Below are 25095 nucleotides of genomic sequence, written 5' to 3'. Positions count from 1 at the left end.
ATAGAGTCTCGTATCTTTGTATTACAGTGATAGCAGCTGTATAAATCTGATTTCTCAATGATAAAAATTAACCACGAAACTCATTATTCAATTGATGACACCCTTTTTGTTTTTGCATTAGATTCCGAAGCAGGAACCGTTTTCGACGATAAAAACAAATTAATTACCGGCATCGGAAAAGTAAATGCAGCCATCGAATTAACCAAAGAAATTCATGCAAGAAAGCCTAAACTGATTGTGAATTTGGGCTCTGCAGGAAGTAAAGGATTTCATAAAGGAGAAGTAGTATGCTGTACAAAATTCATCCAGAGAGATATGGATGTAAGAGGGCTGGGATTTCAACTTTATGAGACCCCATTATCCGGAGTTCCGCCTGTTTTGGAATATGGACTTAAAATGGATACCCTGAAAGAAGGAATCTGCGGAAGTGGTGACAGCTTTGAAATGAACCACTCCGAAACCGATTATAATATTGTAGACATGGAAGCCTATCCGTTGGCATTGATTGCCCAAAAGGAAAATATCCCGTTTCTATGCCTGAAATATATTTCCGATGATGCCGGAAGTGACGCTGCCGACGACTGGAGTGTACAGGTACATCTGGCTTCTGAAGCATTTAAGAAAATTCTTTTCTCATAACATTTATTCTTTCCATCATGAGTTCAATCATCATCAACAAAGCCCTGGCTGAAGACGTAGAAGTGGTACAAAGGTTAGGAATCCAGACGTTTTCTGAAACATTTGCAGAAGATAATACGGAAGAAGCCCTGAAAAAATATCTGGAAGAAAGCTTTAATACTGAAAAGATAAAATCTGAGTTGAATAATCCTGATTCTCATTTCTATATTGCATGGGAAGAAGATAATCCCGTAGGTTATCTGAAAGTAAATACAGGCAGCGCCCAGACAGAACTTAAGGATGATACCAGCCTTGAAATTGAAAGAATCTATGTAAAGAAAAGCCATCACGGGAAAAAAGTAGGACAACTTCTTTATAATCAGGCGTTGGAAACTGCTCAGCAACTTAAGAAATCATACCTGTGGCTGGGAGTATGGGAAGAGAATCTGAGGGCTTTACAATTTTACAGGAAAAACGGATTTGTTGAGTTTAATAAACACATTTTCAGATTGGGAGAAGAAGAACAGACGGATCTGATGATGAAGAAAATATTGGATTAAATCTCTTTTGCCCCACAGATAGCACAAATTTTCAAAGATGATTGCGTGTTAGGATAAATATTCCCAAATGAACCATTCAGAATTTGTAAAACATCTCAATCAATATTATCCTTTATCCGAAGAAACGATTCAAGATTTATTGAATATCTGTTCGGAAGAATACTATCATAAGAATGATCTTCTGCTGGAATCCGGTTCCATGGCAAGATATTATTATTTTGTAAAGTCCGGCCTGATTGGCTATTATACGGTAGATGAGCTGGGAAACAATATTTATAAAATCTTCTTCGAAGAAAACAGTTTTGCAGCCTCCACAGCAGCTATTATTAAAAATGAACCCAGCGATTTTAATATTATTGCACTGGAAGACTGCTCGGTGATACAATATCCTGCAAAAGCCTACCGTGAATTGCTGGAAAAACACCATGATCTGGCTCTTTTTCATCTCTATTATCTGGAAAAAAACTGGGTATTAAAAAAAGAACCTTTAGAAGTTTCCCTCAAATACGAAACTGCAAAAAAGAGGTATCTGCAATTGCTTGAAAATGCATCCCTTTATAATCGACTAAAACAGCATCATATTGCTTCTTATCTTGGAATAACACCCACGCAACTAAGCCGGATCAGAAAGGAAATCAACTGATATTTTTGAATTTAACCTGAAAATAAATTAATAAAAGCTTCAACATATGTTGAGGCTTTCTTTTTTTTTATTTCACAATTTTGTTCTGTCATAAGATTATTGGTATGCTATATGTTTTAAAAAAGTATGCCTGTGATTATCATTCATTAAACATTTTTCAATATGAAGAAGCTTATCAACATTGTATTTGTACTTACTGCATTTGTACAACTATCCGCACAAAAAATTATTCATCAGGAAATTTTCAGTCCGAAAATGAATAAAAAAATCAAAACAGTAATCATCACTCCCAATCTTCAGCCTAATACGAAGTATCCATCGGTTTATATTCTTCATGGTTTTAGTGGCAATCCGGACAGAATCATTAAACAGGATATTCCGGATCTGGTAAAAAAAGCACAGGAATTGAAAACAATCTATGTACTTCCGGATGGAAATTACAGTTCGTGGTATGTGGACAGTCCAATCGTTAAGGATTCACAATATCAAACCTTTATTGGAAAAGAACTGGTAGAATTCATTGATAAAAATTACCCTGTGAAAGCAGAGAAAAAATTCCGCGGAATTTTGGGATGGAGTATGGGAGGCTATGGAGCCACCAATATCGGAGTTACTTATAATAAAACATTTGGTATTGTAGGAAGTTCTTGCGGAGCATTGGATTTTAATTCATTCGGAGAAGGCTATCAGAAATATATGGTAAATAAAGTGCTTGGACCACTGGAATCGATCAATCCCAATTTCCTTACAGACAGTAAAATAAAGCTGATGGCAGGAGCAGAACAGCAGTATATTTTCGATTGTGGAACAGAAGACACTCAAATGATCAATATGAACAGGAATTTTCATAAAAAACTGACCGAAATGAAAATCCAGCATCTCTACACAGAATCTTTGGGAGGACATGTTACTGAATACTGGAGCAGATCATTGTCTGAACAGTTGTCTTTGTTTGACAGGTTTTTTAAACAGTAAAATTATAAGCTTTTAAGTTTTGGCTAAAGCCAATATTATATTAATAACAAAAACAAGCGGGCTAAAGCCCGCTTCTATTGATATAAAAAACCATCAGAATGAAATATCATATTTAAAAAAATACAATGAAGACTTTAAATATTCAATAGGAACGGGCTTTAGCCCGTTTTAATAAATATAAATTCCGATGGTTTTAACCAAAACTTACCACCTTTGATTGTCAAAGATCAATCAAGTGAAAATCAAATAAAAAAATCCTTTTTGAGCCATGCCCAAAAAGGATTTCGATTGATTGAATGTTCAAAAATGCTAATAGGGTTGCATTTTAAAAATGTTGAAAGTTTTTCCCCAAATGTTCCTCTATCACAAAGAACGGATCTTCTGTAAGCGTGTGTGCTCTCATATCAATAAGACTCACTTTACTCATCATACGAAGCATGATTCTTCTTTCACACGGCTGTTCAATACCGTTAATTTTTCTTACTCCTGCACGGAAAGCTGATCTTCCGTGAGCGCATAAATGATTATTAACCAGAATAACATCTCCAGCCTGAGGCGTAAATCCTGAGTAAATTAAATGTCGGGCTTCCTCCCAGAACTCATGCAGCGTATTCTGCGCTTCATCTGACTGTCTTATGCTGGGATTGAAAAGCTGTTCTGCAGCATCAAATCGCATAAACGGAAGGCTGTAATTACCATACAAAACAGAATCCAAGGTCTCTTCTTCACTATTTCCTGTTTCCAGATTGGCATCTTTCGGGATTTTATAAATTGGTTCAAAAAGAGGTCTGTATTTTTCTCCGATAGACTCATGAGAACGGATTGAATATAGAGTAGAAGGAACCTGTTCCTCATTTCGCACATACATAAAGCTTAAAAAATCGGCCTGATGTTTCAGAAAAGCATCTTCCGTATGTACATACAAATCTGTAGAAGACCCAGATCCGGTCTGTGTTTCCTTCATTTTTTCATCAGGAATAATGGCATGGATCAATCCTCCGCCTTTACGCTGTGAATAATATTGTACAGGTTTTGAAGGGAGTGCCCCATGAATAAGCGCACACGCAAAACCATATAAATTGAATTTTGAATAATCTGCCGACTGCCAGTTGGAAGGCGTAGAACCTATATTCTCCTGATCAATGTCCATTAATCCGGTAAAGATGAGTGCACCATACTGATCTTTTGAAAAATCACTTGCAAAATCAGCCGCTATATTTAAAATTCTCTCCGGTAAGAAATAAGAAGCCAGCTGATGTACATGCTTTATAAAATCACGGTTTTCATAGGTGTCATACTTTTTCTGAAGATGCAGCGCCGCATCTTTTATCATTCTTCTTTCCTGAGAGGTGACTTTTATGACCGTAGGAAGCAGTTTTACCGCTGTTGAACAGTCTTTATCTAAAATTTCTGTAGAATTCATTAAAAATAAATTTGGTGTTAACTAATAATTTATATCTTTGTTTTTAATTATTCTAAATAATAATAACAGAGTCAAATTTAGTAATAATTATGCAATCACCAAATAAAACATAATAAAAAATGCAAAATTTAAAAACCTGACTATCTGATATATAAAATAATATATCAAAAAACCACAACAATTCAAAGATTTAAAAAATCACATTATAAAACTTTTATGAGTAAAAATTTAATATCCCTTGAAGAGCTCGCAAGCACCACTTCACCTCACATTTCGGGGAATTTCGGGAATATTTTTCATCCTGACAATTATGATCATTATCGTAATGCTGTCAACAGTACTTTAGACCTCGTTCAGGAATTCCTGTACAGAAACAACAAGCCTTTCAGTGGTATAGAAGCTAAAACAATGAAAGGAATGGTACAACAGATCGACCTTAACCAAAAACTTTCCAATTATAATGAGCTTCTGGCAGAAGTAGATGAAATCTATGTGAAACATGCCACAGCTTTTCATCTTCCGCAATATGTGGCACACCTTAACTGTCCTGTAGTAATCCCCGCATTGGCAGGAGAAATCCTTGTAAGTGCTATCAATTCTTCTCAGGATACTTATGATCAGAGCGCCGGAGGAACTTTCATGGAAAGAAAACTGATCGACTGGACTGCCGGTCAGATCGGATATAATACGAACGAAAGTGATGGCATTTTCACAGCAGGCGGCTCACAGAGCAACTTAATGGGACTGGTCATGATGCGTGACTGTTTTTCTCAGAAAAGGTACAACCACAATATTAAAATGGAGGGTCTGCCATCGGAGGCAAGCCGTTTCAGGATCTTTGTTTCGGATAAATCTCACTTCAGCAATCTGAAAAACGCTTCCATTATGGGACTGGGTGAGAAAAGCATTGTAAAAGTTCCTACTGATGAAAGATTCCGTATGGATATCTCTCTTTTGAAAAAATATATTAAAAGAGAAGAGCAGTTAGGAAATATCCCTATTGGAATCGTGGCGACAGCAGGAACTACAGATTTTGGAAATATTGATCCACTGGAAGATATCGCCAATATTGCAGAGCATTATAATATCTGGATGCACGTAGATGCAGCTTACGGTTGCGCCTTATTATTGAGTGAAAAATACCGTGATCTGATCAATGGAATTGAAAGAGCAGACTCTGTAACGATTGATTATCATAAATCATTCTTCCAGCCTATCAGCAGCAGTGCTTTTATTGTTAAAAATAAAAAAGAATTGCTGATTCTTAAACATCATGCCGATTATCTGAATCCGAAAGAAATGGACGAAGATGAAATTCCGGCACAGATCAATAAATCCATTACCCAGAGTACGCGAAGATTTGATGCTTTAAAGCTTTGGTTTACCCTAAGAATGATGGGGAAAGAGCAGTTGGCAGAATACACAGACACGGTGATCGATCTTACCAAAGATGCTGCAGCCATGATTACGGAAGATGCAGATTTTGAACTGCTTTCAGATTCTGACTTAAGTGTTCTTGTTTTCAGATACATAAATTCTGAAATCAGTGATCTGAATGCCCTGAATCAATACATCAAGATGAAACTTTTCTACAGCGGAGAAATCCTTGTAGCAAGTACAAAAGTGGATGGAAACTTCTATCTGAAGTTTACGTTCCTGAACCCGATTACGACTACAGAAGACATTCATCAAATTCTCACCACAATCAAAAAACATGGAAAAGACTTTAATTCAGAAAAATAGAACAGGAGAAAAAGCCCGGGAAATTACTTTCAGAATTCTGCTGAACGGAATGTTGAGAGAACTGGGAAACGGAAAATTCTATCAGGGCGTTCCGAAATATGATATTCTCACAGCAAAGGCTCTTCAAAACAGTAATAATCCACTGTTTATGAGATTTGAAATGAAGAAAAGCGGACTGTTTTTATTTGCTCCGGTTTCTTATCGCTCCGAAACTCTTTTTCATGAATACGAAACTGTTTTGTGGGCGGTAGATCATCAAAATCAGGACGTTTTTGAAGTGAATGAGCAAAAGCTTACTGAACTGGTTTACAGAGAACTTTCTGAGACTACAAACGAAACAGGTTTCAGAAATTTTGTGGAAAGAATTCAGAGCAGCTTAAGAAATCTTGAACTGACTACAGAAGCCTGTCTTCAGGATGATCAGCTTTTAACGTATTCTTTTCTTGAATCTGAACAAATGCTTCCTGCCGGACACAATCTGCATCCTTTCACCAAATCAAGAATGGGGTTCTCCGAGGAAGAGCAGCTTTTATATGGCCCTGAATTCAGAAAAGGATTTCAGCTGGATTATTTCCTGATTCATAAAGACTGCATCACAGAAAAATCTCTTCCGGGGATTTCGGCCAAAGAGATCTTTCAAAAATGGGTATCCATACCGGAAAGTTATGATTTTGAAAACATCAATGATTTTTACATCGTTCCATGCCATCCATGGGAGGCACAATATCTTTTATCAACAGCAGAATACCCTGAAATGTTGGGTTCCGGGAAAATCATTCACATCGGACCTTTAGGAGAGGATTTTTATGCAACATCTTCCATAAGAACGGTATACAATCCGGATTTCAGCTGGATGTTGAAATTTTCTCTGCATGTTTTAATGACAGGTTCTGTAAGAACAAACAGCTTAAAAGATCTCAACAGAGGTTATGCTTCGGCGATCTGGTGGCAAAATATAAAGGCTTCATTTGAACCAAGTTTCCCGAATTTTAAATTATTGCTGGAACCTTCTACGTTAAGCGTTCATTATGGAGGAAAAAATATGGACAGTCTTAATATACTGCTCCGTGAAAATCCTTTTTCCAATGAAGATAAAGTGATTTTATTAGCAAGACTTTGCCAGGATGAATCTACTGACGGATTCAATTTTACGACCCATTTCTTTAAAAATGTTGCGAATCAATTGGGTGTAGATGCAGAAAAAGCAGCTATTATCTGGTTTGAAAAGTATGTAAACCTATTGCTTTCGCCCTTAAACAGGTTGTACGATCAATTAGGCATGGCACCGGAAGTTCATCAGCAGAATCTGCTTGTACAATTAGATAATCAATTGCTTCCTCAATCTATTTACGTGAGAGACGGACAAGGTTATCTGATCAAAGAAAGCTTCAAAGAAAAATATGAATCTCTGATCAAAAATTATCCTGAAATCGAAGATCTTTTCATCAGAGATGAGCGTCTTCTGGACATTGTTTCTCACCATCTTCTGGTCAGTAACCTGAGCGCACTGATTGCTTCCATAGGCAAAACAGGACTGGTTAAAGAAAGAAGATTAATCCATATTCTGTACAGGGAGTTTGAAAATCTTCATGAAACTGAACCCTCATCGCTAACCGATTATGCATTGAATCAAAGGTATTGGGCTGTGAAATCAAACCTTCAATCCGCAGTGTCTGATGTAGACGGAGGCGTGAATGCTTCTTCAATTTCTTATGCTCAAGTTCCGAATCTTCTTCACAAACATTTCTTCTCGGATCAGTTAATCAATCCGCAGGGAACAGAAGTTTTCTTTAAAAGATACTTCCAGAAAGAAGATGTAACGATGAGTATGCGTCCTATAGATCTTGACAATGACCTTGAAATGCTTCATGAATGGTTCAACCGTGAACATGCCGTAAAAATCTGGCAGATGAACTGGCGCATTGATGAGTTGGAAACGTACTACAGGCTGATGCTACCAGGTGATGAAGCACACAGTTATATCATCGCAGGAAACGATGAACCTTCCTGTAATATTGAGGTGTATTGGGCTTGCAGAGATATCGTAGGAGATTATTATGAAGTACTGCCTACCGATTATGGAACACACCAGTTTATTGCACCTATTGATCCTAAAAAGAAATTTGTATCTCCATCCACTCAATCTATGGTTGACTATGTTTTTGCACAGCCACAGGTAGGAAAAATGGTAGGCGAAGGATCTGTAGACTCTCTTGCTTCTATGATGAATAAAGCCCATGTAGGATTCAAAGTAGATAAAGTAATAGAAATGCCTCATAAAAAGGCTAATCTGAACTTCTGTTACAGAGAATGGTACTGGGAAAAATTCCCACAGAATAAAGAGGTACAAATCACCACAAACATCACAAAAAATGACTAACGAAGCCGTATACAATGTAATAGGCATAGGTATAGGTCCTTTCAATCTGGGACTTGCCGCATTATCTAATCCGATTTCAGAACTGAAAACCCTTTTCCTGGACCAGAGAGATGGTTTCGACTGGCACCCGGGACTGATGATTGACCATGTAACCCTGCAGACCCCATTTTTATGTGACTGCGTTTCCATGGCTGATCCTACGAATCCTTTAAGCCTTTTGAATTATTTGAAAGAAACCGGAAGACTGTATAAGTTTTTTATCAGAGAAGATTTTTTTATTCCGAGAAAAGAATACAACCGTTACTGCCAATGGGTCATTGAACAGCTTCCGCAATGCCGTTTTTCTACTCAGGTAGTGGATATTACTTTTGAAGAAGGTTTATATCATGTAACTACGATTCACACCAAAACCAAAGAAACTACAGTTTTCAAAACGGAAAGACTGATTTTAGGAACAGGAACACAGCCTCATATTCCTTCTTTCATTCCGAAGGACGATTGCCGTGTTATTCATACAAGTTCTTATCTGTATAGAAAAGAAGAACTTTTGTCTCAGGGTAAAAAAATAGCGATTATCGGTTCTGGCCAGAGTTCAGCAGAAGTTTTTTATGATCTTCTTCAAAACAGAAATGAAGAAACGCAACTGGGATGGTATTCCCGTCCGGACAGATTTTTCCCTATGGAATATTCTAAACTGACACTGGAACTTACTTCACCTGATTATGTTGAATATTTCTACAACAGAAGTGAATCTGCAAGGAAAACCATTTTAAGCAAGCAGCAAGCCCAGTTTAAAGGAATCAATTACGACCTGATCAATGATATCTACGATTTTATTTATGATCTGAATATCGACAATGCTGATCCTAATCTTAAAATTATTCCTAACAGCCAGCTGAATAGAGTAGACAACAGTAATCCGGACTTCATCAATCTCGAATTTACCCAACTGGAACAGGAAGTACCTTATGATCAGGAAGCAGATTATCTGATTTTAGGAACAGGATACCGTTACCACGAGCCTGCATTCTTACAAAATATTCAGGATAGGATCAAAAGAGATTCCAGCGGATTGTTTGATGTGAACAGGAATTATTCAATAGACCACAACGGAGGCGAAATTTATATTCTCCATGCTGAAGTACATACCCACAGCTACATTTCTACAGATCTTGGAATGGCGGCTTACCGTAATTCCTACATCATCAATGATATTCTGGGAAGAGAGCATTATACAATTGAAAAGAAAATTGCTTTCCAGGATTTCGATGTAGAAAAATATGCTGATTTACCAACTGCCAAAATTTAATCAAAAAATGAACACCAACTTAAAAAATATAGTAAGCCAGGAAAACTGGAATCAGGCTAACAGAAACCTAATGGCCAAAACCATCGCAGAACTCATGCATGAAGAGCTTCTGAAACCTTTGGTAACCTTTGAAAATAAAGACGGATATACTGTTTTTACCCTTGAAACCGGAGTTGAAAATATTGTCTACAGCTTCCGAGGACAGGAAAGAATGATGGATTACTGGCATATTGATAAAGACAGCATTACAAAAACAGAAAACGGTGAAGACCTTTCTTCAGTAGATGTAGCGGCTTTCTTCCTGGAAATGCAGACTGTTTTTGACTTAGATCCTTATACCATTGCAAGATACACGGAAGAATTACTGCATACGCTGTATTGTGATGCTTTAATCTTATCAAGAGGAGTGATGTCTTCAAAAGAGCTTGCTGATGCGGATTATCAAACTGTAGAGCACAATATGACAGGACATCCATGGGTAATTGTGAACAAAAGCCGATTAGGTTTTTCTCCACGTGACTTGAAAACATACGCTCCCGAAGTAGATGAAAATTTAAAAGTAATCTGGCTGGCTTCTCATAAAAGCAGATCGTCATTCCAGTCTTTGGAACATATTAACAGAGAAGAATTTTATCGTTCTGAAATAGGAGAAGATCTATATAATGATTTTCAGCAGCAGTTGTTGAACAAAAGAAAAGTTGTTGAAGATTATCATTTTATTCCTGTACATCCATGGCAGTGGGAGCATAAGCTTCAGATTCATTTTGCCGGAGATATTGCGTCAGGACTTTTAATCGAGTTAGGAGAGGGTAGCGATACCTACAGTCCGCAGCAGAGTATCCGTACTTTATTCAATGTAGATCATCCTAAAAAGAGATACCTGAAAACAGCTGTTTCTATTCTGAGCACAGGAAATATCAGAGGATTGTCACCTAAACAGATGAAAATTGCTCCTGCTATTACAGATTGGGTAAAAGGTTTGATTAAAGACGATGCTTATCTGGATAATAAAGAAACTATTTTCTTAGGAGAAGAGGCTGCAATTACCTATCTGCATCCACAATATGGAGCTATTGCCAGTGTGCCTTATCAGTATAATGAATTCCTTGGCGCATTATGGAGAGAAAGTGCTGAAAACTATCTGAAAGAAGATGAGCAAATGGTAACCATGGCCTCTCTGCTTTATGTAGATGAAAATGGAGTTCCATTGGTTCAGGCATTTGCGGAAAAAGCAGGAGTGAGCATCAAAGAATGGATTGAAAGCTATCTTGATGCTTATCTTACGCCATTATTACACATTTATTACACCCATTCATTATGTGTAACGCCACACGGAGAAAACATTATGGTGGTTTTGAAAAACGGAGTTCCGAAGAGAATCGTAATTAAAGACTTTGTGGATGACATCGTTTTAACAGCTGAAGCCAGAGAAAAGCTTCCTGCACATCTTGCAGATGGTTTGATTCAGTCTTCCAACAAAGAAAATATTCCATTATTTATTTTGCTTGGCGTTTTTGATGCCTTCTTCAGATATCTGTCGAATGCTTTGCATACCTATTCCAACTTTAATGAAGAAACATTCTGGGAACTGGTTCACCACTGTGTAGAAAATTATAAAGCTGAGAATACCCATCTTCAGGAAAGATACGAAAAGTATGACCTGTACGTGCCGGCATTCAAAAGATTCTATATCAACAGTCTGCGTCTGAAAAATAACGGTTACAGTGAAAACAAGGCATTTGCTATTCCGAGAAAAGACGGAGCACTGCCTAATCCGTTGTATCAGATTGCCAATAAAAACTCAGTAGCAGCAGTATGAGGAAATTCCTGCATCTCCTAAAAGAAGGAGCGGTTTTTACGTATGGAGCCATAGCCGGAAAAAAAGTCGAACTGACTTCCGGAAGTATCAACCGTTCCATCTTTAGTCTTGCCATTCCCATGGTGATGGAACTTGTCATGGAATCTGTTTTTGTGAGTGTCAATCTATTGATTATTGCAAAATTAGGAGACAAGGTTCTTGGTCTTGTGGGAATTACAGATAACTACATCAATTTTGCTTATGCCATCGCAGTAGGTTTGGGAATTGCAGCAGGAACCCTTACCGCCAGAAGAGCAGGTGAAAAAGATAAAGAAGGAATGGGCAGAACAGCCCAATACATCATCTTGCTAGCCCTGTTTTTTGCGGTGCTTATTGGTGGAGTTTCCTGCTTTTTCGCATCAGAAATCGTTGGTTTTCTGGGAATCAATGCCAGTACGGTAACCGAAGGCGTTTCTTTCTCAAGACTGGTTTTCTTGAGTATCGGGCTTGTGATTCTTCGTCTTTCTGTCAATGGACTTTTCAGAGGGGCTGGTGACGCCGATATTGCCATGAAATCACTTTGGATCTGCCATATTTCCAATATCATCTTTGCAGTAATCCTTGTTTTCGGATTAGGATTTATTCCTGCTTTTGGATTGATGGGATTGGCATATGCTACGGTTTTATCGAGGCTTTTAGGTGTTTTATATCAGGCTTTCGTCTTGATGTCTGGAAAAACCAGCATCAGCATCAGAGTTCCTTTACAGCTTGATGTACCCTTATTGCAAAAGATTTTGAAACTCGCCTTTGGAGGATTGGTTCAGTATATCATCCCAACATCCAGCTGGCTGATTATGGTGAAGATCATCTCTACTTTCGGAACCACAGCACTTGCAGGATATATCATTGCCCAGCGTATTGCTTCAGTAGCGACAATGCCAGCCTGGGGAATAGGAAATGCTGCCGGAGTTCTTACAGGACAGAATTTGGGTGCCGGAGAGCCGGAACGTGCTGAAAAAACAGTCTGGAGAGCCGGAACCATTAACATGACGTATCTGGTACTCGTAGCCTTATTCTGGCAGATTGCTGCGGAATATGTGGTGAAATTTTTCACTACAGAACCTGAAGTCGCAAGATATGCAGTTCAATACATCCATGTGGTTTCTATGGCTTATCTGCTGTTAGGATTCACCATGGTGATCAGCCGTGCTCTGAATGCGGCCGGAAACATATTACAGGTAACGTTGTTGTACCTCGTGATGTTTTATGTGATTCAGCTTCCTCTGGCTTATCTCTTAGGAGTAAGGTTTCAGTGGGAACTGAGAGGAATATTTACCGCTATCGTTTCTTCAGAAATTGTTTTGGCTGTGCTATTCCTTATGATTTTTAAAAATGGAAAATGGAAAACTATAAAAATTTAAAATGAACACTACAGAAGAATTTTATGAAATTATCGCCTCTGCCATCGCCATAAAAAAAGAATTGGTAGATGAAAAACTAACGTATCAGGAAATCCCGGAATGGGATTCTATGTCCCACCTTCTCATCGTAGAAGCGCTTGAGCAGTTTTATCAGATCAAATTTGATTTTAATGATATTCTGGAGATGGGAACCGTGGGAAAGATTCGCGAAAAAATGAAGAAATACGATGTATTCGTAGAAAACTAAGCCTATGAAAATTTTAGAAAATGTAATTGCCAATAAGAACCTGGCGTTTACAGATGCTTCCACCGGTACAGCAATACCGGTGGGAACACTGTACCGGTCTTTAGGCTTAAACCCGGTAGAAAAAGGACTGATGTTTTTGTATAATGACAATCAACTGTCCAGTATTGAGGTGCTTCTCAATTTTTATGGTACAGCACATACGATTGCTGTACTGGGGCAGAAACTGCATGAGGAATTCAAAGAACGTATTGAGGCAGAATATCGTCCGAAATATATCTTTGATCAGCAAAGAGAAGCCATTGAAGGATATACTCTGAAAGCATTCTCAGACAACATCAGCATCTTTGCAAAGGATGATTATAAGAGTGAAGTTACGATTCATCCTGACATTAAAATCCTTTTGAGTACGTCTGGGACAACAGGTGTTCCGAAACTGGTTAAATTATCTGATGAAAGCCTTTATCAGAACGCATTGAGCATTCTTCAGTACATGCCGATTCAGGGAACGGATGTCGTTCCTTTAAACGTTCCGGTCAATTTCGTATACGGATTCTCTATTTTCACCACCAACTGTATGCGTGCCGGAAGAATCGTATGTACAGATAAGAATATTATGCAGAAAGCATTCTGGGATGAAATGGAAAAGTATGGCTACAGTACTTTGGGCGGAGTTCCTTTCCTTTATGAAAATCTGAACAGAATAGGATTTTTCAGAAAAGATTCTCCAAGCCTGAGATATTTTACCCATACCGGAGGGGTGATCAATGCTGAGCTGAGAAAAACTCTATTCTCTTATTGTCATGAATTTAAAAAAGAATTCTTTGCGCAGTACGGACAAACGGAAGCTGGAGGAAGAATGGCTTATCTTACTACAGAAGGATTGCTGGAAGAAGAAACATCAATTGGAAATGTGGTAGAAAGAGGAAGCTTCAAAATTGATCCTGAAACGGATGAATTACTTTTTTCTCACGTAAGTATTTTCGGAGGCTATGCCAATAAACTGGAGGATCTTGCTACGTATGAGCAGCCTTCCGTACTGCATACCGGAGATACTGCCAGAAAAGGTGAAAACGGAATGTATTATATCACAGGAAGAATAAAACGTATCATGAAACTTTTCGGAATACGTCTTAATCTGGATGAGGTAGAATTTATTCTTAAAAATGAAATGCCGGGCAATACCTTCGTGTGTCTGAACGCCAATGATAAAAAAATCGTGGTGTTGTATGATAACCCAGATATTGATCCTCAGATCATCACCGAAACCATTAAAAATAAACTGCGTATCAACCCCCAATATGTACGCACAGAACGTATAGAATCATTCCCGTTATCACAAAACGGTAAAATAAACTATCCCCTGTTACAAAACCTACAGCATGAAAACATCTAAAACCCTTATATTACTTCTTGGTCTTGCTTTATCTTCCAATTCGCTTTCTGCACAGCAGGGCGACAGAGTTCATGGCAAAATCATGCTGTCTGAAAAAGCACCGGTAAAAAACGCTGTTTTAAGACTTGTCAATACGTCTTATCAGGCAAAAACCAATAATTTAGGAGAATATTACTTTGAAAATGTGCCCCCTGGAGAATATACGCTTCAGGTGGTTTTAAATGACATTGAGCTGATGAGAGAGCAAATCTACATTCAGAAAGATGTCTATGAGATCCCTGCTATCTATGCCCCTTTACACAGTAATGTGATTGAGGGAATTACTGTATATGCAGTGAGCAGAAATAAATTTTTGGATAAAGACAGTACTTCAGTGGCCAAAATGCCTCTGAAAGTTCTGGAAAATCCACAGGCTTACACAAGCATCAATCAGCAGATCATGAAGGAACAGCTTACTTACGATATTTCGGAAGTACTGAAAAACGTTCCGGGTATGGTAAAAATGCAGGGAAGCCCGGGAAGAGGTTCAGGAGACGGAAGTTTCTACTACAGCCTCAGAGGATTTCCTACCAAAGTATCTATGGTAGACGGAGTGCCAGCAACCACCAACGGAGAGATAGATCCTGCCGATCTTGAGCGTCTTGAAGTGATCAAAGGACCTTCAGGAACATTGTACGGAGGTGCCGTAACTTCTTTTGGAGGTTTGATTAATGCTGTCACTAAAAAACCTAAAGATTATTTCGGAGGAGAAGCTTCTTACCTGATGGGAAGCTATAATCTGAACCGTGTGACAGCTGATGTGTACGGTCCTATTACAGAATCCCGAAATATGCAGTTCCGTTTGAATGCCGCTTATCAATATCAGAACGGATTCAGAGATTCTGAATTCAGAAAATCGTTCTTTGTGGCACCTACTGTAAGCTATCAGGTTAATGACAGATTGAAATTTAACTTAGGCGCACAGATTTACAATTATGAAGGAACCAACACTCCGATTATTTTCCTTCCGAGAACAAGGCAATATTTTGCCCACAATCCTGACGAGCTAGGCTTTGACTGGAAAAGGTCTTACTCCAACAATGACATGACCTTAAAAGCTCCGTCTATCAATGTAAAAGCAGAGGCGAATTATAAAATTTCAGATCAATGGACTTCACAGACATTGCTTTCCAGAAACTTCAGAAAGACAGAAGGATTGTATCAATATCAGTTTATCAGAGGGACAACCAGTGATGCTTTGCTGGAACGCAACGTACAGTGGCAGAATTCAGAAGCTTCTTCCACAAGTATTCAGCAGAATTTCAATGGACAATTTAATATCGGGAAAATTAAAAATAAAGTCCTGATCGGATTGGATTATCTGAATCAGACGATCAATAACAACCATTCTCCAATTGTAGTCTTTGATAATGTTAACGGACAAAGTTTAGAGGGGTATCCGAATATTTCTAAAGATCTTGCCCTTCAGAAAATCCAGGCTGTTACTCAAGCTGCTATTGCAGTAGGTAAAACACCTTTGGTAAGAAATAATTCTGCATCCAACCTTTATGGAGCCTACATTTCAAACGTTACCTATATTACAGACCGTTTGATCACCCTTTTAAGCTTACGGATGGATCACTACGAAAGTAAAGGACAGCTGAATTTAAATGATAACAAACGTAAAGATGACTTCAAGCAGACTGCATGGTCTCCTAAAGTGGGAATTGTATACCAGATTCTTAAAGACCAGTTATCTGCTTATGGTAATTATATGAACGGTTTCAGCTATACAGCACCTGTTACACAACAGTTACCAGACTACAGCGGAGAGATGAAACCTCAGATGGCGAATCAGTGGGAAGTTGGAATTAAAGGAAATCTTTGGAGAAACAAAATTAATTTCACCGTTGGATACTATGACATTCTTGTGGATAACATCCAGAGAGGAAGCGGCGTAATCCGTGACGGAAAAGAATACAATATTGTTGTTCAGGATGGAAAACAGAGAAGTAAAGGAATTGAAATAGAAACCATCATGAATCCTGTTCAGGGATTAAACATTATGGCCGGATACAGCTATAACCACAGCAGATATGAAAAGGCAGATCCAGCTGTAGACGGACGTCGTCCGGAATCGGCAGGTCCTGCGAATGTATTCAATTCATGGATCAGTTATATCCTTCCAATCAAAGGACTTCAGGGACTTGGAGTTGGTTTCGGGGTAAACCGTGTCGGAAAACAGATTACCGGAAACAAAACCGTTACCGGACAGTTTGCATTTCCAGCCTATACTTTAGTGAATGCTTCTATTTCCCTTGAAAAAGAAAGATACAGATTAGGGTTTAAAATGAATAACCTGGGCAATGTGCAATATTTTGCAGGGCAGGGAGTGATAGTCGCTCAGATGCCTCGTAATTTTGTTGCTGAGGTAAGCTTTAAATTTTAAGAATGAAATTAAAGTTGAGAAAAATTGCCTATCAGTTACATCTATGGCTCGGACTAACGTCCGGGCTTGTAGTTGTTATTATGGCCGCTACGGGATGTATCCTGGCTTTTGAAGAAGAATTAAAACATATTGTTCACCCCAACAGATATTACGTTGAAAACATCGGAAGAAACAAACTTTCATTGGCTGAACTTACAATAAAAGCAGAAAAAGCCCTTCCCGAAGATTTAAAAGTCAAAAGAGTATTGATGTCTTCCAATCCTTCACGAACGTATGTGTTCCGTACTCTTAAGATGGATAAAGAAGCATGGACGTATTGGGGAACTTATCTTTATTATTATCGAATTTATGTAGATCCTTACACCGGAAAAGTACAGGAAATAGAAGATGCCAAAAAGGATTTCTTTGAAATTGTACTGGATCTTCACAGGAGACTTCTGCTGGGAGAAAAAATCGGAAAAACGATTACCGGTTATTCCACATTGATATTTGCTGTGATCTTTCTATCGGGGCTTGTGATATGGTATCCCCGAAAAATGAGTAAAGCCATGCTGAAAGGAATGTTTTTCATTAAAACATCGGCCAACTGGAAAAGAATTAACTATGATATTCACAATGTCTTAGGATTCTATTCCGTAATTCCCTTGCTTATTATTTCGTATTCCGCATTGATATGGAGCTTTGAAGATGCAGACCAATGGATAAAAAATACGTTAAATGGAAATACGCCCATGGAAAAGAAAGCCAAAAGTATAATTCCTTCTGAAGAATTTTCGAACCGTGAAAATATTCTCAATCTGATCGGAAATACTATGGAAAGAGGACTTAAAAATAAGAAATCAGCGCTTGTCAATTTTCCTAGATCGGAAGAAGGAACGTATTACGCTGAACTGGTGTATGACGAAAGGCAGTACAGAAATGAACATTTTAATTTTGATCAGTATTCAGGAGAAGTTTTAAAATCTCAATCGTATAAAAACAAAAATATCGGATATGGAACCGCATTAAGAGAAAGAAATTATGATCTTCATACCGGAAGTATCCTGGGACTGACCACCAGAATTATTTATTTTCTGGCAGCCATTATCGCTTTATCACTACCGATTACCGGCTTTATTATGTATTTGAATAAGAAAAAGAAGAAACCCAAACACAAGAAAAACAAAGTAGTTTTTCCTTCTCATCATTAATAAAGAGAAGAGGTTATCTCAAAGAGTAATAATCCGGCTTTTGTCACTCTGACGAAGAAAGAATCTCATTAATAACTTAGGTTAAAAGATTCTTCACTACATTGATGAACTACGTTCGCAGACTTCTAGTCTGTGTTCAGAATGACACTTCTGAATAACCTCTTTACTTATATTATATATCCAGTATCAATTTTGTCGCAGATAAAATTCTCGCGCCTCAAAACAAGTTATCTTCATCTCATTTGCGCCCTTGCGTTTTCCAACCAAGAAATATGCAATTAATTATAAATCAACCTATCAATTCCTTCACATTTTTAGTAAACACCTCAATTCCTTTATTCATCTCTTCAAAATTAAGGTCTCCAAATCCTAATCGCATGGCCGTAAGTCCTTTATTCTGATACAACAGAGTTTTGGGAATAAAAAGATTGTCTTTTGCGCAGTTCCGGCTCAGCTGCATCAGATTCAGCGAAATATTCCATTCCAGCCATATGGCAAGGCCGCCCGAAGGTTTCTGGAAGGTCATAAAATCACCCAGATTTTCCTCCAGCAAAACAGAAAAATAATCACGCCTTTCCTGATAAACTTTTAAAGACTTCTTCAGATAACGGTTGATTTCTCCTTCGGCAATCATCTCTCCAAGCGCTCTTTCCATCAGAATATCGCCCTGACGGTCTATAATTCCAAGATATTTACGCATTTCTGTCATCAGATTCTCAGGCGCAACAATAAATCCTGTTCTGAATCCCGGAGCTAAAGATTTTCCGAAAGAACCGATATAGATCACCATTCCATTCGTATCAGCACTGGCTAACGGAAGAATTGGACTTTTATCATAATGAAATTCATAATCATAATCGTCTTCCAGAATAATAAATCCATACTCATTGGCAAGCTCTAACAGCTCAAATCTTCTCTGAGCGCTCAAAGCAACAGTAGTAGGATAGTGGTGATGCGGAGTAAGGTAAAGCATCCGTATTTTCTGCTTTTTACAGGCTTCCCGAACGCTTTCCACCATAATCCCTTCCTCATCAATAGGGATAGAAACAATATCAACACCCGCTTTCATAAAGATCATATTGACCGAGAAATAACTCAAAGCACCTACCAATACAGTATCACCAGCCGAAAGAAGAATCTCAGACACAATATAAATACTCATTTCTGTACTTCGGGTGATGAGCAGGTTGTTCTTGGAAATAGGAAGTCCGCGGGAAAGATTCAGGTATTGGGATAAATGTTCTTTAAAAAATTCACTTCCGTCATGATTATAATGTCCTAAAGCTTTCTGGTTGGATTTACGTTTCAGGATAGAACTGTAAAAACGGGAATGCTGCCCGATTTGGGTTAAGCGGATGTCCGGCACTCCATCATTAAAGACATACTCACAGTCCGAATGTTCAAAAGGATTATCCAGAATATTGGATGTTTTAAATGAAAAACCAGTGGAAACAGGATAGTTTTGAAGGTTATTCTGTTTAAAATCATTCAATTTGACAGGTTTTTCCTGATCTTTTCCGATCACAAAAGTTCCTTTGTTCGGAAAACTCTCTGTCCAGCCCTGAGCCGACAGTTCATCATACACCGCAACGGCTGTATTTCTGTGAATTTCCAGCATCTCGCTGAACGTTCTTGTCCCGGGAAGTTTTGTTCCGAAAGGGAGAAACCCTCTCTGAATAGCATTGATGAGCTGATTGGAAATCTGTAAATAGATAGAAGTCTCTGATTTTCTATCAATTTTTATAAAACTTTCGTAAGGAATCTTAACCGGACTATCCATAATATAAAAACTGGCACCATGTAACCATCCGGCAATATACTATTTTTGACATCAAAATAAAAATCTATGGAATTTCATCATCTGTTAAAAAAAATTGTACAGGAAGGAAACACCCACGCCAGGTGGCTGAACACACTTTCTTTTATGGAAAATGCCGGTGCAAGGAAAATATCAAAATGTGAACATCCAACATTGGTTTCTCAGATCCAGCTGAAACATGCTGCTGAAGAACACCGCCATGCTTATTATTTAAAAAAACAAATCGGGAAGATAAATCCTGCACTCTGCAAAACCTACGAAAGTACAGAACTTCTGGCCCCTATTGCAACAAGCCAATATCTTCATTCATTGGATATTAAAGCCTGCCGCTATCTTCAGAAAGCTTTTAATCTTGATAAAACAGATATTAAATATGCAGCCTATCTTTTCGTAACCTATGCCATTGAGGTGCGTGCCGATGAGCTTTATCCTGTATATCAGCAGGCACTTACTGAAGCATCTTCTAAAATCATGGTAAAATCTATTATTCTGGAAGAAGAAGGGCATCTGGAAGAAATGATTCATCAGCTCAATGAATTTTCACCAGACTGGAAACACCATGCAGATCATATTCTCAACATAGAAAAAGGACTTCATGAAGAATGGATCAATGCGATTACCCAGGAAGTAGCCCAGTTGAATTATGCTTAACAATACCTCTCATTTTCAGGAATCTCTTGACAAAAGAAAAGAACAGGGAACATTAAGACGTTTGCGGATTCCGTCTGGTGGAATTGATTTTTATTCCAATGATTATCTGGGTTTTGCAAAAAATAAATATCTACAACATTTGCTGTTGCAAAAGGTTATGAATAATCCTCAACTGCTTTCCGGAAGTACAGGCTCAAGGTTGATTAGTGGAAACAGTGATATTGCAGTTTCTGTAGAAAATAAAATTGCGCAGAAACATCAGTTTGAATCAGCATTACTTTTTCCATCAGGATATAATGCAAATCTGGCCTTATTTTCTACCCTTCCCAGCCGTCATGATGTCGTTATTTTGGATGAACAGATTCATCGGTCGGTACATGATGGCTGTAAACTATCCAATGCCAAAAAGCTGAAATTCAAACATAATGATACTGAAGATCTTGAGAATATTTTAAAAAGACAGGAAGGACATTGTTATATCGCCATAGAAAGTCTTTACTCTATGGAAGGAGATTTTGCACCTATTCAGAAAATCGCTGCACTTGCCGATACGCATAAGGCCTCTCTGATTGTTGATGAAGCCCACGCTTTCGGCGTTTTTGGATATGGATTGATTGAAAAATATCAATTACAGAATCATGTTTCGGCAGCAGTTGTGACCTACGGAAAAGCCCTTGGAGCTCACGGAGCAGCAATTCTTTGCAGTGAAACAGTGAAATCTTATCTCATCAACTTTGCAAGTCCGTTCATCTATACGACATCAGCACAGGACTTCCAGTGGATGAGTATCAAAACAGGATATGAATTTTTAGATCAAAACGATGAACTGGCTGAAAAACTTCAGAATAACATCAAAGTTTTCCGAAGCAGAAATCTACAGTCTCCATCAGCAGAAACAAGCCCGGTTCAGGCTATTGTAATTCCGGATAATCAAAGATTGAAAACATTACAGCAAACTTTATCTGAGGAAGGGTTTTTAACCTATGCCATCTACAGTCCCACGGTAAAAGAAGGAAGTGAACGGTTGAGAATATGCCTTCACAGCTTTAATACAGAAGAGGAAATTATGAAACTGACAGGAATTATTAAAGAATTTATTTAAAGCAAAAAGATTCAAAACCCGAATCCCAAATCTCAAACCACATGAAATTATTTATAACAGGAATAGGAACCGAAATAGGAAAAACAGTCTGTTCAGCCATTTTGGTTCAGCATTTTAAAACAGAATACTGGAAACCGATACAGTCCGGTGATCTTCACTATACGGACAGTCATAAAATTGAAGCATGGACGGATACTAATAGATGCCATCCGGAAACTTACCGTTTACAGCTGGCTGCATCACCACATCAGTCTGCAAGAGAAGAAAATATGACCATCAATCTGAATGATTTTCAACTCCCAAAAACAGAAAACCCATTAATTATAGAAGGAGCCGGAGGTCTTATGGTGCCCATATCAGACACAACTTTTATGATCGATCTGATTGAAGAATTAAACCTTCCGACAGCATTGGTAGTCAGAAATTATTTAGGCTGTATCAATCATAGCTTGCTCTCCATCCTGGCTTTACAACAGAGAGGAATTCAGTTGGAATATTTAATTCTTAACGGAGATTTTCCGGAAGATACAGAAAGAGTGATCTGCAGTTTTATTGAAAAAGAAACAAAAATTATAAGGATTCCCGAAATCAATACTACAGATAAGGAATCTATACAACATGCTGCCAAGCAATTAACAATAACAAAAATAAGATAATGGATACAAAAACAACATTAAGAAACAACTGGACGAAAGAAGAAATCGAGGAAATTTATCACCTTCCTCTCATGGAACTGATCTATAAAGCAGCCACCGTACACCGAGAATGGCATGACCCTTCTGAAGTACAGATTTCAACACTATTATCCATCAAAACAGGCGGATGTCCTGAGGACTGTTCATACTGCGGACAGGCAGCCCGTTATCACACGGATATCAAAGTACAGGCTTTACTGCCTACAGAAACTGTAATTGCCCACGCTCAGAAAGCAAAAGATTCCGGATCTTCCAGATTCTGTATGGCGGCAGCGTGGCGTGAAGTTCGTAATAACCGTGATTTTGACAGAGTGATTGATATGGTGAAAGGTGTAAATGATCTTGGTCTGGAAGTTTGCTGTACACTGGGAATGCTTACGGAAGAACAGGCTGTAAGACTTCAGGAGGCTGGATTATACGCTTACAATCACAACCTTGATACATCTGAGCAATATTATGAAGAGATCATCTCTACCAGAACTTTTGACAACAGAATCAATACGATAAATAATGTAAGAAAAGCAGGAATCACAGTGTGTTCCGGAGGAATTATAGGTCTTGGTGAAACTCATAGAGACAGAATTTCAATGCTTTTAACGTTGGCAACGATGCCAAAACATCCGGAATCTGTTCCAATTAATGCATTGGCCAGAGTAGCGGGAACGCCATTAGAAGATAATGAAAAAGTAGATACCTGGGAAATGGTAAGAATGATCGCCACAGCAAGAATCGTAATGCCATCTTCTATGGTAAGATTAAGTGCCGGACGTATAGAAATGTCTGAGACAGAGCAGGCATGGTGCTTTATGGCAGGAGCTAATTCTATTTTTACGGGTGAAAGAGAAACCTTACTGGTAACGCCTAATCCGGGAGTTTCTGAAGATATGCAGATGCTTCAGACATTAGGACTGAAACCTATGATGAAAAAAGAAACATGCTGTTAGATAATTATGAATTATAAATGATAAAATAATGAGTGATGAGTTGGATTGCTGGTATTATAGCACTTGTTATAAAATTTGTTTTTGAATTTTTATAAACTGCTGTACAAGTTGGAAAACGCAAAGACGCAAAAGCTTTTGTAGTAAGTAATATTTTAAGGCGCAAGGATTTTATCTCCGATAAAGTTTAACATTGCAAATTTTCATTTTCTCGCAGATTATGCAAATAATATTTAAAAAACTATGGGAAAATTATAACATATTCCTTGCTGAAAATCTTTGATTTTCCTGCGTCCTTAAATATCCCACGCAATCTATGATAAAACTTTGCGCCTTTGCGACTAATCCAACATTTACAACAACATATTCAACTAAATTATTGTTAAATCCATCTCCATCACTCATTTCTACTTTTTAGATCAATATATGAATACAATAACAAAAGAAATCAGCCTGCAGGAGAGAGATAAAGCGGTCAACTGGCATCCGTACACGCAGATGAAAACAGCTGATGATGCCATTCCTATTGTAAAAGGAAAAGGAATTTACCTGTATGACAACGAAGGAAAAAAATATCTGGATGTGGTCTCGTCATGGTGGGTGACGCTGCACGGGCATTCACATCCTTATATTGCACAACGTGTTTTTGAACAGCTGAATACACTGGAACAGGTGATTTTTGCAGGATTTACCCATGAACCTGCTGTACAGCTTTCAGAAAATTTACTGAAACTTCTACCTGCTGGTCAGGAAAAGGTCTTTTATTCGGATAACGGTTCTACAGCAGTAGAAGTTGCTTTAAAAATGTGTATTCAATATGCATACAATCAAGAGAAAAAGAAAACGAAGATTTTAGCTTTTAAAAATGCTTATCACGGCGATACTTTCGGGGCGATGTCTGTCAGTGGAAAGAGTTTCTGGACAAGACCTTTTGAAAGCATGCTGTTTGAAGTTGTTTTTATAGATACACCCAATGCAGAAAATCTGGAAAGCTTACAGAAACAGATTAAAGAACTTGCTGATGAAGTGGCTTGTTTTATCTATGAGCCATTAGTTCAGGGTGCTGCCGGAATGTTAATGTATAAAGCTGAAGATCTTAGTCAGTTGATGAAATACTGCAGGGAAGAAGGTGTTCTTATGATCCAGGATGAAGTTTTTACAGGATTTGGAAGAACAGGTAAGCTTTTCGCAGCAGATTATCTTACAGAAAAACCAGACATTATGTGTTTTTCAAAAGGGTTGACAGGAGGAACAATGCCCATGGGAATTACGACCTGCTCCAATGAAATCTATGATGCTTTCCTTTCTGAAGACCGTTATAAAACATTATTTCACGGGCATTCGTTTACAGCTAATCCTTTAGCCTGTACAGCGGCTCTTGCCAGTATGGAATTACTATTGACAAGTGAAACTCAGATGAATATTAACCGCATTACGCATCAACATTCGGAGTTTGTGAAAGCACTTGCTTTGCATCCTCATGTAGAAAAGGTTCGGCAGATCGGAACTATTTTAGCGTTCGATTTTAAAACCGGGAATGATACTTCTTATTTCAATGAAATAGGGAAGAAGCTTTACAATGAATTCTTACAGAGAGGGATTATCATGAGACCGTTGGGAAATGTAATCTATCTGGTTCCTCCATATTGCATTACTTCCGAAGAATTAGACTTTGTATATCAGAATATTATGGAAGTTCTGGATCTGTTTAAAGAGTAAACAATCCGTTCCGGTAATAATTATTTTTAATTTTTTAAAA

Annotated in this window: 21 protein-coding genes; 18 read left to right on the top strand and 3 right to left on the bottom strand. The window is 38.0% G+C overall.

Annotated features, from left to right (window positions below; translation table 11 throughout):
* Positions 1–57: 57 nt before the first annotated feature.
* From BW946_RS03085 to BW946_RS03070, 4 genes are all read left to right on the top strand, one after another.
* Positions 58–639 carry a 5'-methylthioadenosine/S-adenosylhomocysteine nucleosidase family protein gene (locus tag BW946_RS03085; protein WP_076594766.1) on the top strand — a complete coding sequence of 194 codons (582 nt, stop codon included), beginning with the start codon at positions 58–60 and terminating at the stop codon, positions 637–639.
* Positions 640–656: 17 nt separating this feature from the next.
* The gene (locus BW946_RS03080) at positions 657–1178 is read left to right on the top strand and encodes a GNAT family N-acetyltransferase (protein WP_076594765.1); all 522 of its coding nucleotides are present in this window, start codon (positions 657–659) and stop codon (positions 1176–1178) included.
* Between the two features lie 67 nt (positions 1179–1245).
* On the top strand, positions 1246–1821 hold the full coding sequence (locus BW946_RS03075) for a Crp/Fnr family transcriptional regulator (RefSeq protein ID WP_076594764.1): 576 nt from the start codon (positions 1246–1248) through the stop codon (positions 1819–1821).
* A gap of 162 nt (positions 1822–1983) precedes the next feature.
* Positions 1984–2796 carry an alpha/beta hydrolase gene (locus tag BW946_RS03070; RefSeq protein ID WP_076594763.1) on the top strand — a complete coding sequence of 271 codons (813 nt, stop codon included), beginning with the start codon at positions 1984–1986 and terminating at the stop codon, positions 2794–2796.
* A gap of 325 nt (positions 2797–3121) precedes the next feature.
* On the opposite strand, the gene BW946_RS03065 is transcribed toward BW946_RS03070, so the two are convergent.
* Positions 3122–4219: a TauD/TfdA family dioxygenase gene (locus BW946_RS03065; protein WP_076594762.1), complete on the bottom strand. Its 1098-nt coding sequence runs from the start codon at positions 4217–4219 to the stop codon at positions 3122–3124.
* Positions 4220–4435: 216 nt separating this feature from the next.
* Between BW946_RS03065 and BW946_RS03060 the strand changes: the two genes are divergently transcribed.
* Genes BW946_RS03060 through BW946_RS03020 form a run of 9 tightly spaced genes read left to right on the top strand, consistent with a single transcriptional unit; the run spans position 4436 to position 18128 of the window.
* Positions 4436–5962 carry a pyridoxal phosphate-dependent decarboxylase family protein gene (locus BW946_RS03060; RefSeq protein WP_076594761.1) on the top strand — a complete coding sequence of 509 codons (1527 nt, stop codon included), beginning with the start codon at positions 4436–4438 and terminating at the stop codon, positions 5960–5962.
* On the top strand, positions 5934–8342 hold the full coding sequence (locus BW946_RS03055; protein ID WP_076594760.1) for a GNAT family N-acetyltransferase: 2409 nt from the start codon (positions 5934–5936) through the stop codon (positions 8340–8342). The genes BW946_RS03060 and BW946_RS03055 overlap by 29 nt, the downstream gene beginning before the upstream one ends.
* Complete coding sequence (locus tag BW946_RS03050; RefSeq protein WP_076594759.1) at positions 8335–9651, top strand: lysine N(6)-hydroxylase/L-ornithine N(5)-oxygenase family protein; 1317 nt, start codon at positions 8335–8337, stop codon at positions 9649–9651. The genes BW946_RS03055 and BW946_RS03050 overlap by 8 nt, the downstream gene beginning before the upstream one ends.
* A gap of 7 nt (positions 9652–9658) precedes the next feature.
* The gene (locus tag BW946_RS03045; RefSeq protein WP_076594837.1) at positions 9659–11470 is read left to right on the top strand and encodes an IucA/IucC family protein; all 1812 of its coding nucleotides are present in this window, start codon (positions 9659–9661) and stop codon (positions 11468–11470) included.
* A complete protein-coding gene (locus BW946_RS03040) occupies positions 11467–12870 on the top strand; it encodes an MATE family efflux transporter (RefSeq protein WP_076594758.1) in 1404 nt (467 codons plus the stop codon). The genes BW946_RS03045 and BW946_RS03040 overlap by 4 nt, the downstream gene beginning before the upstream one ends.
* Position 12871: 1 nt before the next feature.
* Positions 12872–13117, top strand: coding sequence for an acyl carrier protein (locus BW946_RS03035; RefSeq protein WP_002979498.1), 246 nt, complete (start codon positions 12872–12874; stop codon positions 13115–13117).
* A gap of 4 nt (positions 13118–13121) precedes the next feature.
* A complete protein-coding gene (locus BW946_RS03030) occupies positions 13122–14510 on the top strand; it encodes an AMP-binding protein (protein ID WP_076594757.1) in 1389 nt (462 codons plus the stop codon).
* Positions 14497–16938: a TonB-dependent receptor gene (locus BW946_RS03025; RefSeq protein ID WP_170872046.1), complete on the top strand. Its 2442-nt coding sequence runs from the start codon at positions 14497–14499 to the stop codon at positions 16936–16938. Before BW946_RS03030 ends, BW946_RS03025 begins: the two co-directional genes overlap by 14 nt.
* A gap of 2 nt (positions 16939–16940) precedes the next feature.
* Positions 16941–18128: a PepSY-associated TM helix domain-containing protein gene (locus BW946_RS03020; RefSeq protein WP_076594756.1), complete on the top strand. Its 1188-nt coding sequence runs from the start codon at positions 16941–16943 to the stop codon at positions 18126–18128.
* 289 nt (positions 18129–18417) lie between these two features.
* On the opposite strand, the gene BW946_RS03015 is transcribed toward BW946_RS03020, so the two are convergent.
* Entirely contained in the window at positions 18418–19908 is a 1491-nt protein-coding gene (locus BW946_RS03015) for an aminotransferase-like domain-containing protein (RefSeq protein WP_076594755.1), read from the bottom strand.
* 66 nt (positions 19909–19974) lie between these two features.
* On the opposite strand from BW946_RS03015, the gene BW946_RS03010 reads away from it, so the two are divergent.
* From BW946_RS03010 to bioB, 4 genes are read left to right on the top strand one after another with little or no spacing between them, the layout of a single operon-like run.
* Positions 19975–20598, top strand: coding sequence for a hypothetical protein (locus tag BW946_RS03010; RefSeq protein ID WP_076594754.1), 624 nt, complete (start codon positions 19975–19977; stop codon positions 20596–20598).
* The gene (locus BW946_RS03005) at positions 20591–21700 is read left to right on the top strand and encodes an aminotransferase class I/II-fold pyridoxal phosphate-dependent enzyme (protein ID WP_076594753.1); all 1110 of its coding nucleotides are present in this window, start codon (positions 20591–20593) and stop codon (positions 21698–21700) included. Before BW946_RS03010 ends, BW946_RS03005 begins: the two co-directional genes overlap by 8 nt.
* Positions 21701–21741: 41 nt before the next feature.
* A complete protein-coding gene (gene bioD, locus BW946_RS03000) occupies positions 21742–22356 on the top strand; it encodes a dethiobiotin synthase (RefSeq protein ID WP_076594752.1) in 615 nt (204 codons plus the stop codon).
* Positions 22356–23339: a biotin synthase BioB gene (gene bioB / locus BW946_RS02995; protein ID WP_076594751.1), complete on the top strand. Its 984-nt coding sequence runs from the start codon at positions 22356–22358 to the stop codon at positions 23337–23339. Before bioD ends, bioB begins: the two co-directional genes overlap by 1 nt.
* 249 nt (positions 23340–23588) lie before the next feature.
* On the opposite strand, the gene BW946_RS21335 is transcribed toward bioB, so the two are convergent.
* Positions 23589–23741 (bottom strand): hypothetical protein, encoded by a 153-nt coding sequence (locus BW946_RS21335; protein ID WP_170872045.1) that lies wholly within the window; start codon positions 23739–23741, stop codon positions 23589–23591.
* Positions 23742–23762: 21 nt separating this feature from the next.
* Here BW946_RS21335 and bioA point away from each other — a divergent pair, with 21 nt between their 5' ends.
* Positions 23763–25055, top strand: a complete 1293-nt coding sequence (bioA, locus tag BW946_RS02990; protein ID WP_076594750.1) for an adenosylmethionine--8-amino-7-oxononanoate transaminase — start codon at positions 23763–23765, stop codon at positions 25053–25055.
* The last annotated feature ends 40 nt before the right edge of the window (positions 25056–25095 follow it).

This window comes from Chryseobacterium sp. RU33C, from assembly GCF_900156015.1.
In the GTDB taxonomy this organism is placed as follows: domain Bacteria; phylum Bacteroidota; class Bacteroidia; order Flavobacteriales; family Weeksellaceae; genus Chryseobacterium; species Chryseobacterium candidae.
This window is presented reverse-complemented; position numbering and strand designations above follow the sequence as displayed.